Here is a 14,188-nt window from a genome sequence, read left to right on the forward strand (position 1 = left end):
TACGGCAACAGAACACTGCAACAGAGGAAAAGGCAGGAACAGCAACGTGCCGCCTTCAGAGAGTGGCACAACCACGCCGCATCTTCGTCAAAAAGAAAGCTGTTCTTTGAGCAAGCGCAGATAACGGCGACTGACCGGCACGTCATGACCACTGCGGGTCAGCACGGTTGCGGTGCCCCCTTCATGGAGCTGTACTTCGTCGATAAACGTAAGATTGATCAGATATTGCTTATGGCAGCGCACCAATGGCGTACGTTGTTCCAATACTTTGAGGGTCAGGTCGGTGCACAGATCACTGTCCGCTGTAAGCAGATGGACACCGCTGAGATCGGTAAACACACATTCCACCTTATCGACGTCCACCAGTTTCACCCGGCGGCCACTACAACAGGGAATCCGCTGTAGATCTGGCGTCTCATAGCGCGGCACCTGTCCCTGGTGTAAGATCCGTTTCAATTTTTCCAGAGTCAGAGCCAACCGCTCCGGCTCCACCGGCTTGAGCAGATAGTCGAGAGTCTTCTCCTCAAACGCTTTGAGGGCAAACTCATCGTAAGCGGTAACAAACACCACGTGCGGCATGCGCTCCTCATCAACCATACTCAACAACTGAAACCCATTAATCACCGGCATCTCAATATCAAGAAACATCACCTCCGGGCGCTGTTCATTGATCATTTTGACCGCATCAAAACCGTTGGCGCACGGAGGCAACAGCTCAAAAGCACCGGTCTCTTCCAACAGCGCCTGCAGCTCTTCACGAGCCATCTGCTCATCATCGACAATCAGGGCACGAATCATTGCTCTGCCTCCTTCCCCTCCGGCGCTGGCAAGGTCACCGTCACTTGAGTTTCTTCGCCGGGAAGACAACTCAATCTGACGCCGTATCCCGGGCCATAAAGGTTCTTGATCCGTTTATCAACAATCTGCAACCCGAGGCCATCACTGTGTTCATGGTCGGCACAGGTGCCGGCATTATCGCAAATGACAATCTCGACATCCTGCTTTATTCGCCTGCCGGTCACCGCAATCTCCCCCGGTCCGATAATGTTCGAAATCCCATGTTTAATCGCATTTTCGATCAGCGGCTGCAGGGTGAACGCTGGCAACTTGAGAACCATCAACGTTGGATCAACATCCATGGTCACGGTCAAACGGTCGCCAAAACGCGCCTCCTCGATATACAGATACGAACGCACATGGTCCAGCTCCTCTTCGAGAGAGGCGATATCACTGGTGCGCTTAAGGTTCTTGCGAAAAAAGCGCGACAGATGCAACAGCAGATCACGGGCACGGTCCGCATCCTTGCGCAACACGGCGACAATAGTATTCAGCGCATTAAACAGAAAATGGGGATTGACCTGGGCCTGGGCCAGCTTCAGTTCCGACTGGGCCAACAACGTCTTCTGCTCCTGATAGCGGCTGTGGACCAGTTGCTCCGACAACAGGGCAGCCAAGCCCTCGCCCAGAGAACGGTTGATATTGAGAAACAATTTGCGCCGCGGCTCATACAGTTTAATGGTGCCGATCACATCCCGATCCACACGCAACGGCACCACCAACGCCGAGCTCAGCGGGCACTGATCACTGATGGAGCAATGATAGTGCTCGCGCCCGCCATCGGCAAACACGGTCTGATTCTGGTCAATGGCACGCCTGGTCAACGGCGACATGATCGGATTCCCAGCCAGATGGTGATCTTCACCAAGACCGACAAACGCCAGCACCTGTTCACGGTCGGTGATGGCCACCGCACCGACCCCGGTCCAGCGATGAATCAATTGGGCCATCTCCAGCGCACTTTTATGGTTGAGGCCATCGCCGAGAATCTCCAACACCCGCTCGGCCAACTCAAATGCCTTGGCCGAGAACAGTGCGCCGAAATGATCATACATGCGCCGTTGATCGCGGATAATACTCATAAACAACGCCGCTCCGGCGGAATTAGCCAAGATCATCGGCGCGGCAATCGCTTGCACCAGTTGCACGGCGTCTTCGGTGGGCGTTGCCAGCAGCAGAATGATCACCATCTGCATCCCTTCGGCGACCAGGGTGGTCAACAAGGCAATACGCGGATTAAAGCGTTGTTCCGCCTGCCCACGGCGCAGCAGCACCAGACACACCAGACCGCCGATCAGCCCTTCAACGGTCGTCGACACACCACAGGAGAAGGCGGTAAATCCGCCGAGAAAATAGCGATGAAGTCCACCGGTCAGGCCTGTGGCCAATCCGAGCACAGGCCCGCCAATAAGACCCGCCAGCACCGGGCCAATGGCACGGGTGTTGGCAATGGCATCCTGCACCGGCAGACCAAAATAGGTGCCCATAATGGAAAAGGTGGAAAAAATGACATAGAGAAGCAGCTTATGACGATGGCTGAGGCTTTCACCGGTCAGCGGGCGGAACGCCGGTGACTTCGTAAAAATATAGGCGATGACCAGAAACACGGACATCTGCTGCAACAGATCAATAATCAGCCCCATACCGATCCTTTCATTTCGGGGAGTTGTGTCTTCCAGCTATTTTAGCCATTAGCACCCCCGGTTGCAAATGCTCCAACCGGCAACAAAAATGCCCTGCAACACGACCATCGCGTTGCAGGGCAAGGAGAAAACGAACTATTCCTTTTACTTAGCCGGACCTTTTACAAAAAGCCACGAACGACTTTTTGCAAAGAATCAGCCGAGATATTTGCGAACCAGGGCGCCATTTTCGTAACAGCGCGATCCATCGGAACGCTCAAGAATGGCACAGTCTGTCGGTGAATGAACACGCAAACCGGCAACCTTATAGGTGAAATTACCCCGTTCAAACGATTTCCCCAACCAGTTGGCCTGCATACCGAAGCTCTCGGCGTAACAGACGAAATCCTCTTCCTCTTTCTGGCTGGCCACGGTTTTTTCCCGCTCCGGCACCGAAAACTCACTGCGAGCAACCATTAACGTGCCATCAGGATAATGGCTGCTGTGCAGTAGCTCGAATTGCAGGCCGTATTCCTCGGCAATGGGTTTCATTGCCGCAGCAACTTTTTTTTCGATTTCGGCGCAGACTTCTTCGGTAAGATTTTTGACAGCGGTCATGAGCGTTCTCCTTTCTGAGTGTAAGCAACAGCACACACAGAGAATTCAGTGGAGGACGTCATTGGCCGCCAGCAGGTTCCACACCGGAGTGGTTGACACCCGGGTCAAGGCTCCGGGTTGAGATCGGCTGCCATAGCCGAAAGTGGAACTGAGTTCTCAAAAACAATCTTTTCCAGTAAGCCCCCAAGAGGGCCATCTGTCAAGGGTAAACAGGGGCTTTTGTTGGTCATTCTCAATGGAATAGGACTCCTGCTGATGAGTAATTCCTCTTTGCATTTACGCCATGACTTTTTTTAATTTTTGAAATTCCCGAAAGAAGCGGCTCCAGTAACCTGCAACGGTCAAACGCCCCTCACTCCACTCGTCGTCTCAGCCACGTTCTTGATCCGTTTCAAAAAATGGCATCAGAAACCACTCAGATAGACCTCCGTGCTGATGAATAGGAAAGACTCTGTCTTGCGTGTGTAATTAAAAAATTACGGTATATTTATTTGTAAGTTGCACACGGCAACAATTTTGGTGCTTTTCGCCCGACACGCTCAAGGCGTCACGAACCACCGACGATCACTTCAGGAAAATTTTACGATCCTGAATTTGCAACGCACGGGCTCTACTGCGACGCTTTTGAACTGAATTTTAAACATCCCGCTAAAAATGATCAGAGAAGCGTTCACAACCGAAAGTCTTACAAAAGTCATCACTGAAAAACCGAGCAATTAAGGCGTCCCCCCCCCCCAAGGAAGGAAGGCGATCATGTTCAGAAATTTAAAACTACGCAATAAGATACTGATTCCGACAATGCTGGTGGTCATGTTCTCTCTGACTCTAGTCTCCGTATTGCTCGTCTATTGGGCCAGTATGTCTGCCATTAAAGAGGCGAAACAACTGGCACAAGAAACCGCTTCACATAATGCTGTCGTGGTCAAAGATTTTATTAACCCGATTATGGAGCAGGCAAGAAGTCTGGCCAGCATCTACGTTGCAACCATTGAGAACGGCCACACCCTTGATCGTGCAGTTTTTGACGACTTCCAAACGGGCATGCTGAAACACGAACCTGAATTTCTCGGAATCTGGACTGTCTTTGAACCAAATGCTCTGGATGGAAAGGATAACGAATACAGCAACGCCAACGCTCACCATGATGCCACAGGGCGCTATGAACCCTATTTTTTCCGCACCAGTGATGGTCTCGGATCACGCCCGTGCAGTGAGGCGGAAGACGGTCTATGGTACACCGTTCCCCGCGCCACCAAGAAGGATTACCTGACCGCGCCCTATTCTTATGACGTCGACGGACGGCTGGTTCTCGGCATTGACTCTGCCATTCCGATCATTGTCAACGGCAAGTTTGTAGGCTCGACAGGAATCGATTACGAAGTCACTGATTTTGTTAAACTTTCTCGTTCCATTACCCCTTTTGAAACAGGCCAAGCTTATATTGTTGCAGATGATGGTCAATTTGTCGGCCATCCCTCCGACGAATTGATCACCAAAAAGCTGGCGGACGGGCTGGGACAGGCCATGGCTTCCGAGATCTCAACCGCGATAAAAGCGGGAACGATTTTTCAAAAAGAAGTTGAAAACGAAGAGGGCGATATCTACCGAATTTTTGTTCCCGTCCCGGTCACGGAAACTCAGAACTGGGCTCTGGGTATCGATATCCCCATGGACAAGGTCCTGGCAACAGCGCATAGCATGTTCTGGCGCAGTTTCTGGATCGGTCTTTGTGTCGTGGCAGGACTGGCCGTTATTCTTTTCTGGCTGGCACACTCCATTGCCGCCCCACTCGTCAGGGCGACCGAACTGGCAAAAACGATCGGCAATGGTGATTTGTCTCAGCGTCTTTCGGTCGACACTAAAGATGAAACCGGAATGCTGGCAGGTGCTCTGAATGCTATGGCCGACAACCTGGAGAAAAAAGCCGAACTGGCAAAAAATATTGCCGCCAACAACCTGACCGGAGACGCCGAGGTTGCTTCAGAAAAAGACACCCTCGGCATCGCACTCAGGCAAATGACAGAAAACTTGAACAATGTGCTGAATTCCGTACGTGGAGCCGCCGAAGATGTGGACAGCGCTTCAGGACAGGTTTCATCAGCAAGTGACGCACTGGCTCAAGGAGCAACAGAACAAGCCGCAAGTCTGGAGGAGATTTCCAGCTCGCTCGCTGAAATCACCTCCCAAACCAAAGAGAATGCCACCAGCGCCGCCAAAGCCAATCGGATGGCCGGTGATGTACGTGGCGATGCTGAGAAAAGCAAACACGACATGGATGCCATGACCAACGCCATGGCGGAGGTCAGTGATGCTTCTTCAGCCATTGCAAAAATCATCAAAGTGATTGACGAAATTGCCTTTCAGACCAATTTGCTGGCCTTGAATGCCGCAGTCGAAGCCGCACGTGCCGGGCAGCACGGTAAAGGGTTTGCCGTTGTTGCTGAAGAGGTGCGCAGCCTTGCCAGTCGCAGCGCTAAAGCCGCGCAGGAAACCGCCGATCTGATTGAAGGCTCGGTAAACAAGGTGGACAACACCAACCGTCTGGTGGGACAGGCAGCTAACAGCCTTGAAGGCGTGGTAAAGAGTATCGACGATATGGCCACTCTGGTTGACGCCATCGCCCACGCCTCCGACACGCAATCGACGGGTCTGATTGAGATCTCCCAAGCACTGCAACAGGTTGACACGGTCACACAGCAGAATACCGCCAGCGCCGAACAAACCTCTGCTGCAGCACAAGAGCTTTCGGGGCAGGCATCGGCTCTAAACAGCCTGATCAGTACATTTGAACTTAAACAGATGAACCGGGTCAAACCCTTAGCACTACCGAAGAGTGACAACCCCATCTCTGGAGAGTGGGGAATGTCCTCCGGCCTTATCGCCTCTGACGATTAGGCACTTTAACAGTGCGTCCTCAAGAGCAGACGCCGGAGTGACAACCCGACGTCAACGCGTTAAACCACTGTAAACAGACACGGCCCAAGGGTAACAAACTCTTCCTTTGGGCCTTGTCTTGCACCAGCATATAACCACCCGCAAAACGTTTTCGAAAAAAACAATCTTGACAAGGTGCGCTTAAAACACGTAGTTTTTTCAGACACTGTTTACACTTTTAATGCAAAGGCTTTCCCTGATGCTCAACACTACCCTCAACAACATTGCTGCCGTTTCTCTGAGCGCAGTCGTGGTGTGTGTGGTGGTCGTGAGCGTGGTCGTGGTGATTTAGCGCCAACGGGGGAGAGTCAGACACAGTACTTTCAAAGCCCCGTCGGCGCATACCGGCGGGGCTTTTTTGCATTTGCATCAGTGCCTCCGCCGTTGTGCCCCTCGGGAACAACTCAAGGAGGAACCAATGCACCACATGAACGGAGCCGAGCTCACCATCGCCCTGCTCGAACGCCAGGGGATCACCACCATCAGCGGTATTCCCGGCGGCACTAATCTGCCGCTCTATACCGCGCTGTCCCATTCCCAACACATTCGCCATGTCCTGGCCCGCCATGAACAGGGGGCCGGATTTATCGCCCAGGGCATGGCACGCTCCACCGGTCAGGCCGCGGTCTGTTTTGCCACCTCCGGTCCGGGTGCCACTAACCTGCTCACCGCCATTGCCGACGCCAAACTCGATTCGACACCCATCGTCTGCATTACCGGCCAGGTGCACAGTGACATGATCGGCACCGACGCCTTTCAGGAGGTGGATATCTACGGCATGTCCATCCCCATCACCAAGCACAATTTCCAGGTGCGCAGTGCCGCCGAACTGCTTGAGGTGATTCCGCAGGCGTTTGAGTTGGCCCTGTCCGGTCGGCCCGGCCCGGTTCTCGTTGATATCCCCAAGGATGTTCAGACCGAAATTCTTGAGTTTGCCGACTGGCCGGTTCCGGGACAAGCCGCTGCCATCGCGCCATGCAACGCACGGGCGCTTGAAAATGCGGCGCGCATGATCGCTGCGGCCCAGCGGCCGATTCTCTATCTGGGTGGTGGCGTGGTCAGTGCCGATGCGGGTGCCACAGCCTGCACTCTGGCTGAGAATAATGACATCCCCATGGTCACCACCATGATGGCCCTTGGTGCCATCCGTTGCGATCATCCGCTTAACCTGGGTATGTTCGGCATGCACGGCAGCAAGAAAACCAATTTGCTCATGCAGGAGGCCGATTTGCTCATTGTTGCCGGGGCCCGTTTTGACGACCGCGCCACCGGTAAAATTGGCGAGTTCTGCCCCCAGGCCAATGTCATCCACATCGACATTGATGCCAGCGAAATCCATAAACTGCGCTCCGCCCATATCGGTGTCCATGGCGATGTCGGAGAAGCCTTGACACAGCTCAATACCCTGCTGCCCCAGCACTCCCGCCCCGAGTGGATCGGTCAGGCCAAACAGGCACGCCGCGACACCTCCACGGTGGTGGCACTGACCGGCAAAGACCAGATCCGGCCGTTTGAACTGATTCGCGACATTGCCGAACACGTTGGCGAACAGGCGTTTATCGCCACCGATGTCGGCCAGCACCAGATGTGGACGGCTCAGCATTACCCGTTTTGTCGTAACCGGCACTGGCTTACCTCCGGCGGACTCGGCACCATGGGCTTCGGCCTGCCCACCGCCATTGGCGCGGCATTGGCCAACCCGGAAAATCCGGTGGTCTGCTTCAGCGGCGACGGCAGTTTCCTGATGAACATTCAGGAACTGGCCACCCTGGCCCAGGAACAACTCAACGTCAAAATCATCCTGCTCGACAATCAGGCTCTCGGCCTGGTGCGTCAACAGCAGAGCCTGTTTTACGACAACCGTCTGTTTGCCTCCGAGTTCGCCCAGGCCATTGATTTTGTCGCCATTGCCCAAGGGTTCGGCATCAAGGCCATGCGCCTGACGACCACCAATGCCGACACACTGGCGGAGACGTTGCAACAACCCGGCCCCTGTCTGATTCATGTCCCCATCGACCGGCGGGAAATGGTTTTCCCCATGGTCCCCCCCGGAGCCGCCAACACCACCATGCTGGAAGGAGAGTGCCATGCCTGCGCCTGATACCCGTCGTGAAACCGTTCTTGAATTGAGAGTGAATAACCACCCCGGCGTCATGTCGCACGTTGTCGGCCTGTTTGCCCGACGTCGCTATAATGTCGAGGCGATCCTCTGCCTGCCCGTGGATGATGGGGCGCAAAGTGATATCTGGTTGCTGGTCAATGAGAGTGATCGGCTGTCGCAGATTATCAGCCAGGTGGAGAAGCTTGCCGATGTGCGTACGGTTGTGCGCCATGCGGAGGATAGTTGCCTGTTTGCTGATTTGCGGCAGCAGATGTATGGAGGTGGGGAGCTTAAAGAGAGTGCTTAGATGATGAATCTGTCGGGGCTTGAATTGTTTGTTGAACACGATGCAATTCTAGTCCCGACCTTATCTTTTATCATGGTCGCGTTGAGGGACTTCATCCGTTTTCGTGGATTGGTACGCACGTGACGTGGGCTTCCGCGCCCACACGTCGGGCTACTTTTGCGTCGACAAAAGTAGCGCAAAATCGACTCCCAAGGGCTGTCATCAATCAGACTTCACGGAGGCATTGCAGATCTTTTCCGCGCCAGCCGCGTTACCCCTCTTCGCCATAGAACCACTATGGCTCATCACTCTGCCTTGCTGACTCAAAAAATCTCTCGCAATATCTCTCGTTCACCTGATTAATAACAACCCCGGTGCGCCCTTCGGGTTCCCTCTCTGCGGTCACGAACACCGCGATGTCGGCAAAAACTCGGCCTGTGTGCCACAGTCCTCAAACAGTTTGCCGACGATCATCCCGACGACGCACCTTGCGTTCGGTGCTGCTGAACGCAAGGGCTGGACGCTAAATAACACACGAACGTAGGGTGGGCACCGTCCCACCCGTTTGATCGGTGCCACGAAAAAGATAGAAAGCAGCGTCAAGCAGTTATCAACGTTTTACGCCAGAGATGATGGAAAGCATGATTTGCCGAGCTAAAGGGAGGCAAGCCGAATCCGTAACGCATATCGGAAACAGACCCAGTGTAGGTTGATCTAGGGTCAGGAGAAGTTCAGCCGGTTTTTGCATACTTTTGAGCGGCCAGTCAAAAGTATGTCGCCTGCCGGGGCGATTCCCGGCGGTCTTGATTTTCAAAGGTACATCAAAGGCAGACCCCTTTGACTTTCTCAATTGATAAAGAGATCAATTTAATTTTATGCAGAATCCCATTCGTTTTGTATCCGGCCAAGAAGCCCCCTGCCAAAATGAGACTTAAATGGAAAAGGATTGCAGGCATTAAAATGATGCCCATATTAAAATCCTCCTTGTCATAGATATTCTGGTAAATGAGATCTTTTATGAATCCATGAACCTCAAGCTACCTAGGCCGAAGCTAATGATCAAGGCCAAAATCTAGGACCCTCCATGGACAGTAAAGAAAGATCAGACCAACTCAGAAAAGGTGGATCGTCTCACGATCAAAAAATCAACGACATTTCATATTTTCAAACCTTTAAGACCCTACCAGATCGACACAGCTAAAAACAGAAATAATAAAAAGCTATTGACAGGAAACTTTCAGCGTGCGAGAAAATTAACTCTTTGCAATATATGTTGGGTTCCTGCACCAAATCATTAGAACCGTCTTCAGCAATACACCTATTAAATAAAAGCGACTCCCCACTCCAAGAGAGGACTTCTGGCACGATGAATAAAAAGGAAATAACCGCGAAAGTGCATGAACTATTGGCCAGCGGCATGCATAAATCAGATGTCTTTACTCAACTCTCCGGCCAAGGGGTTAAGGACAGTTATCTAGCTCATGCCATCGCCTCTTACCCCAACCCAATCCTTTGCTCGAGGCATGGGCTCAAAGTCAGTATTCTCGTCACGATTATGGTTATTGAGGCGGGGCTGGGGCTTTGGCTAGGATATAGCATCGGAGCCCTGATTGGCCCTAACGCCAAGTGGATTGCAGGCTTACTGACCGCAGCAATTCCTTTGCTTTTCGCCTGGGGGTTTTATAACCACTTTGCCAAGGCTTACAATATTTTCATCATCCTGACGATCGTACAATTTCACAATGTGCTTCGGGGTTTTACCGAAGAACCAATCTCCACCTCCATCGCCGTGGTCATTAATATTGGCGTGTTAAGTTACGTCTGGTATGTCCGGCAAAAACTATTTCCTGATTTTGCCTTTATCACGCCCAAAAAGGTTCAGGGTGAATATGTGTTTAAGGAAGAGCCCTTCAGCACGCAACCGGAGCACTCCTGATATTCGCCCCAAAATACGATAATCAGTTCCCAACATTTTGGAGAAATTATGTTTGAGACAACAATGCTATGTCCCTACTGTGGGACGATGAATTCTATTTTTAGTGAAAACTTACCCTTCCACTCGACATCAATTTTATGCCAATCCTGCAACAAGCAGCTCCACTTTACTGCTCCCCCTAAAGACGAGGAGGAACAATTTATCGCTGAATCTGTCCACGAAATTGAGGGGAGCTTCCCTGAAGAGTTCAAAAGAAAAAGCTGGTTCGGAAGTGTTTTCTTAATCGCATTTTCTCTTCCCCTACTCAAAACCGCCATTTCAAACGCTATGTTGGCATTGCAGCCAAATATCCACGGTGCCGGCAGCAAAGCTTTGTTTTTTGCTCTCTTAGGCGGTATCCCTTTTTATTTCGGCGTTAAAGGGTTGATAAAGAGAAATAAGCAGTGACATTTTAAAAAAGCTCAATAAATCTTGGTGCTTTTGAGCGGCCAGTCAAAAGTAAGTTGGCTGCCGGGACGAAACCCGGCTACCTTGGTTTTAAAGGTACGTCAACGTAGATCTGACATCTTTAGCTGTCTCTCTACCTTACAAAGCTCTATCAACATCTGCTCCTAAAAGTTCAGACTCTTTTGAACTGCTCGAGGTTTCAACATGAAAGAATTAAACGATTGGAGATTTTTCTGGCCAAAAATCAACTCTGTCGAAACCGCCAGAAACGCAGCGGGACAAGGCGTGGCAGCAGCGATTTTTGCCGCTTGTGCCGCTCCAATTCCTTGCCTACTTTATTTAATCCGCCAGGGGCAGCAACAACACTTTTATCTCATATTTGCCCCAACTCTCTTCTTTGGCCTGTTTGCTTTCTTCATTTATAAAATGTCTCGGACAGCTGCAGTCAGCGGATTGATTCTTTACCTGCCCATCGTTATTAGCATTCTCAATAGACCAGGCGGAGGCAGATATTCAGGTTCGTCCTTTTTTTATTTTCTTGCGCTTGCCTTCGTTCTTGCCTTCATCAATTCAATTCGAGGAACTTTTTTCTACCACAAAATAATAAAGCAAGATGGGGTTCAGTAAAATTTGCCCTCTTTTGCTGGTAGATAAAAAAATTCTCTCAAATGACAAATCCGCCATCCCCAATATTCCCGTACGGGAAATAACCTTTTCATTTCAACCTTCTAAAAGGCATAAAACTCACGTACGTGAACAAAACGTGGAGAACATATTGTGGCGCAGGTGAAAAGCACACATTCAGAGGGATTGGGCAAACTATTGAGAAAATAAGCGCAAAATCCCAAAGTTAATCGTGTGCTAAAGCGGATTTTTCAAATAGCGATAGTAGCTGTCATACTGGTAAATCGCGGCCAGCGGGTTATGTGCCAATAAGCGATCTTTACTCGCCAGAACCGTACTGTAGCCTTCGGCATATTTGAGAAACAGGGCATCGTGACCGACGCAAAGACCGAACAGGACGTTGAGGTCGGACTGATGGTGATTGGCGGTCAACGCCTGCAGGATCGGATTGCACATCGCTTCAAAATTCGTCACATCGATCTGCTGCTCGCGTAACAAGCCGATCTCCTCTTTGGAAACCGCCCCCGCCTTGCACATCACTGAAATTGTCTCAAAACCGTTGTCTTTAAAAATCCGGTGAATAATCTCGGCTTCCTTACGCATGCCGATGCAAAAAATCAGGCAGATGCGCTTGAACTTCATCTTCTGGGCAAACTCGATGGTTTCCTGAATACGCGGTTTGATCGGGCGAATGTTGGCGTAGCCCTTGTCGCGGTCACCGTAGGCTTCCCCCTCCTGAATCGACGCCTGACGCACCATCTCCATCACGTCCGGGTCTTTCATAATTTCCAGAGTCTCGCGCAAAATTTCCGGGGAACGGGTTGTCGGGCAGTTGGCCGGTGCTTTGCCCTCTTCCTTGCGGCAGATGCGTTCAGGGACTTCCACGGGGCAGACCGCACAGGTCGGCAATGGGTTTTTCTCGGTCATGGTTGTTCTCCTCTCTCATTACATTCAAAGAGCATCTTCGCAGTTTCGGCGAGCTTGCTCCGATAGCAGAATCACGGCAAAACTCTATAAGAGTTGCCAGTAGATTGCCAACAGTTATGAGAAAATATTTTGCGCTGAAGAAGACCTCAAGACCAAGGGAGGCAGGATTCATCCGTTCTCGTAGCTTGTACGCACGTGATGTTTGACCCCGATGAACGGGAGGGCTGAGGTACAAAACAACAGACAACCGAAGGGTGGGCACCGTCCCACCCGTTTGATCGGTGCCACGAAAAAGATAGAAAGCAGCGTCAAGCAGTTATCAACGTTTTACGCCAGAGATGATGGAAAGCATGATTTGCCGAGCTAAAGGGAGGCAAGCCGAATCCGTAACGCATATCGGAAACAGACCCAGTGTAGGTTGAGCTAGGTCCAGGAGAAGTTCAGCTGGTTTTTGCATACTTTTGAGCGGCTAGTCAAAAGTATGTCGGCTGCCGGGACGAAACCCGGCGACCTTGACTTTACAAAAAACAAGTCTGAATTGAATTACATCCCTCCAGTAGCAACAGCGATGAAATCCCGCAGCTCTGTGATGATCGCTTGGTGCTCTCGCGTAAAAAGTTGTGTCCCGTGAGCATCGCCAGGGTAGAAAAGCAGCTCTTTTGGTTCTGCAAGCAACTGGAACATTTCGCGAGTATCGTCGGCACCATCATCTAGTTCCGAATTGATCAACAGCTTGGGCATTTTAATTCGGCTCAACTCTTCCTTGCTGTAAAAAACGATCCCCTCATATTCAATGGGAGCAGAAAGCGCCACAACGCCGAGAATACAATGGTTATCTTTTGTATTTGCTGCAACTTTAATCGATGCAACACCACCCCGGCTGGCGCCAACCAGGATGACGCTCTTTACCCCGGCAGTGCAAACAAATGAAATGACATCTGCCAAAATTGATGACTGGTCATCCTGCTGCTGCAGATAATCATAGGTAACAACCATCCTGTCATTTGCAACAAGCTCCTCAACAACCGCATCCCACTCCGCCTGGTCATTGGTGTCCATATTGGAAAGGATAACAGCCGTTTTACCCGAACCATACAGACAGCCATTTGTCGTGCTATTCCCAGAGGTAGACGGTTTAACAGGTATGCTTACCGCTTGCGTGATCACGGATTTCATAAGCGCTCTTCCTTTTAATGTTTGTAAAAATAAGTCGTTTCAGAAGTAGTTAACGAACTGATTATTTCTCAATGATGAGCAATGGGCAACGTTCAATCGTTCACAAGCTTCGTAAGGGAGAGGCCGGGGCTAAATAACACACGACTGTAGGGCGGGCACCGCCCCGCCCGTTTAACTGGTGCCACACCAAAAATAGAATGCAGCGTCAAACAGTTATCAACGTTTTACACCAGAGATGACGAGTTGCATGATTTGCTGAGCTAAAGGGAAGCAATCCGAATCCGTAACACACATCGGAAACAGACTCATTGCATGTTGATCCAGGTTCAGGAGAAGTTCAGCCGACTTTTGCATACTTTTGAGCGGCCAATCAAAAGTATGTCGGCTGCCGGGGCGATTCCCACGGTTTTGATTTTCAAAGGTTCCTCAAACGTAGACATGACCCCTTTGCCAGACACGGAATTCTTTTAGGCGATGAGTGAATTAGTTGGGTCTTGAATTCCCTTTGTCGTAATTCAAGACCCAGCCTTTATTTCTTCATGGTAACGTTTGCAAGCCTCATCCGTTCTCGTAGTTTGGTACGCACGTGACGTGGGCTTCCGCGCCCACACGTCGGGCCACATTTTGCGTCGACAAAAGTGGCGCAAAATCGACTCCCGACCATTGCGCCCTTCGGGTTC

Annotated in this window: 11 protein-coding genes; 6 read left to right on the forward strand and 5 right to left on the reverse strand. The window is 51.1% G+C overall.

Features of this window, described 5'->3' with window-relative positions; genetic code table 11:
- Positions 1 to 87: 87 nt before the first annotated feature.
- The 3 genes from btsR to DACE_RS00265 form a co-directional block, all read right to left on the reverse strand.
- A complete protein-coding gene (gene btsR, locus DACE_RS00255) occupies positions 88 to 798 on the reverse strand; it encodes a two-component system response regulator BtsR (RefSeq protein ID WP_005997386.1) in 711 nt (236 codons plus the stop codon).
- Positions 795 to 2,480: a sensor histidine kinase gene (locus DACE_RS00260; protein WP_005997388.1), complete on the reverse strand. Its 1,686-nt coding sequence runs from the start codon at positions 2,478 to 2,480 to the stop codon at positions 795 to 797. Before DACE_RS00260 ends, btsR begins: the two co-directional genes overlap by 4 nt.
- A 195-nt stretch (positions 2,481 to 2,675) precedes the next feature.
- Complete coding sequence (locus DACE_RS00265; protein WP_005997390.1) at positions 2,676 to 3,077, reverse strand: hypothetical protein; 402 nt, start codon at positions 3,075 to 3,077, stop codon at positions 2,676 to 2,678.
- A gap of 753 nt (positions 3,078 to 3,830) precedes the next feature.
- Here DACE_RS00265 and DACE_RS00270 point away from each other — a divergent pair.
- The 6 genes from DACE_RS00270 (at position 3,831) to DACE_RS00295 (ending at position 11,408) form a co-directional block, all read left to right on the forward strand.
- The gene (locus DACE_RS00270) at positions 3,831 to 5,972 is read left to right on the forward strand and encodes a methyl-accepting chemotaxis protein (RefSeq protein WP_005997391.1); all 2,142 of its coding nucleotides are present in this window, start codon (positions 3,831 to 3,833) and stop codon (positions 5,970 to 5,972) included.
- Positions 5,973 to 6,429: 457 nt separating this feature from the next.
- Positions 6,430 to 8,112 carry an acetolactate synthase large subunit gene (ilvB, locus tag DACE_RS00275; protein ID WP_005997392.1) on the forward strand — a complete coding sequence of 561 codons (1,683 nt, stop codon included), beginning with the start codon at positions 6,430 to 6,432 and terminating at the stop codon, positions 8,110 to 8,112.
- Positions 8,099 to 8,419, forward strand: a complete 321-nt coding sequence (gene ilvN, locus DACE_RS00280) for an acetolactate synthase small subunit (RefSeq protein ID WP_005997393.1) — start codon at positions 8,099 to 8,101, stop codon at positions 8,417 to 8,419. The genes ilvB and ilvN overlap by 14 nt, the downstream gene beginning before the upstream one ends.
- Before the next feature lie 1,345 nt (positions 8,420 to 9,764).
- Entirely contained in the window at positions 9,765 to 10,334 is a 570-nt protein-coding gene (locus DACE_RS00285) for a hypothetical protein (RefSeq protein ID WP_005997394.1), read from the forward strand.
- A 48-nt stretch (positions 10,335 to 10,382) separates the two neighbouring features.
- A complete protein-coding gene (locus DACE_RS00290; RefSeq protein WP_005997395.1) occupies positions 10,383 to 10,781 on the forward strand; it encodes an LIM domain-containing protein in 399 nt (132 codons plus the stop codon).
- Between the two features lie 204 nt (positions 10,782 to 10,985).
- Positions 10,986 to 11,408, forward strand: coding sequence for a hypothetical protein (locus DACE_RS00295; RefSeq protein WP_040365800.1), 423 nt, complete (start codon positions 10,986 to 10,988; stop codon positions 11,406 to 11,408).
- A gap of 234 nt (positions 11,409 to 11,642) precedes the next feature.
- Here the strand turns inward: DACE_RS00295 and DACE_RS00300 are convergent, their stop codons facing one another.
- Both DACE_RS00300 and DACE_RS00305 read right to left on the reverse strand, forming a co-directional pair.
- Positions 11,643 to 12,332, reverse strand: a complete 690-nt coding sequence (locus DACE_RS00300) for a DUF1847 domain-containing protein (RefSeq protein WP_005997396.1) — start codon at positions 12,330 to 12,332, stop codon at positions 11,643 to 11,645.
- A gap of 543 nt (positions 12,333 to 12,875) precedes the next feature.
- Positions 12,876 to 13,508: an alpha/beta hydrolase gene (locus DACE_RS00305; RefSeq protein ID WP_005997397.1), complete on the reverse strand. Its 633-nt coding sequence runs from the start codon at positions 13,506 to 13,508 to the stop codon at positions 12,876 to 12,878.
- Positions 13,509 to 14,188 lie beyond the last annotated feature (680 nt).

The sequence above is a fragment of the Desulfuromonas acetoxidans DSM 684 genome (genome assembly GCF_000167355.1).
Classification (GTDB): Bacteria; Desulfobacterota; Desulfuromonadia; order Desulfuromonadales; family Desulfuromonadaceae; genus Desulfuromonas; species Desulfuromonas acetoxidans.

What these genes read in the sequence shown, in the direction of transcription:
- DACE_RS00305 (WP_005997397.1), bottom strand. Translation starts at nt 13,508, where the DNA reads ATGAAATCCGTGATCACGCAAGCGGTAAGCATACCTGTTAAACCGTCT.
- DACE_RS00300 (WP_005997396.1), bottom strand. Translation starts at nt 12,332, where the DNA reads ATGACCGAGAAAAACCCATTGCCGACCTGTGCGGTCTGCCCCGTGGAA.
- DACE_RS00270 (WP_005997391.1), top strand. Translation starts at nt 3,831, where the DNA reads ATGTTCAGAAATTTAAAACTACGCAATAAGATACTGATTCCGACAATG.
- DACE_RS00295 (WP_040365800.1), top strand. Translation starts at nt 10,986, where the DNA reads ATGAAAGAATTAAACGATTGGAGATTTTTCTGGCCAAAAATCAACTCT.
- ilvN (WP_005997393.1), top strand. Translation starts at nt 8,099, where the DNA reads ATGCCTGCGCCTGATACCCGTCGTGAAACCGTTCTTGAATTGAGAGTG.
- DACE_RS00285 (WP_005997394.1), top strand. Translation starts at nt 9,765, where the DNA reads ATGAATAAAAAGGAAATAACCGCGAAAGTGCATGAACTATTGGCCAGC.
- DACE_RS00260 (WP_005997388.1), bottom strand. Translation starts at nt 2,480, where the DNA reads ATGGGGCTGATTATTGATCTGTTGCAGCAGATGTCCGTGTTTCTGGTC.
- btsR (WP_005997386.1), bottom strand. Translation starts at nt 798, where the DNA reads ATGATTCGTGCCCTGATTGTCGATGATGAGCAGATGGCTCGTGAAGAG.
- ilvB (WP_005997392.1), top strand. Translation starts at nt 6,430, where the DNA reads ATGCACCACATGAACGGAGCCGAGCTCACCATCGCCCTGCTCGAACGC.
- DACE_RS00265 (WP_005997390.1), bottom strand. Translation starts at nt 3,077, where the DNA reads ATGACCGCTGTCAAAAATCTTACCGAAGAAGTCTGCGCCGAAATCGAA.
- DACE_RS00290 (WP_005997395.1), top strand. Translation starts at nt 10,383, where the DNA reads ATGTTTGAGACAACAATGCTATGTCCCTACTGTGGGACGATGAATTCT.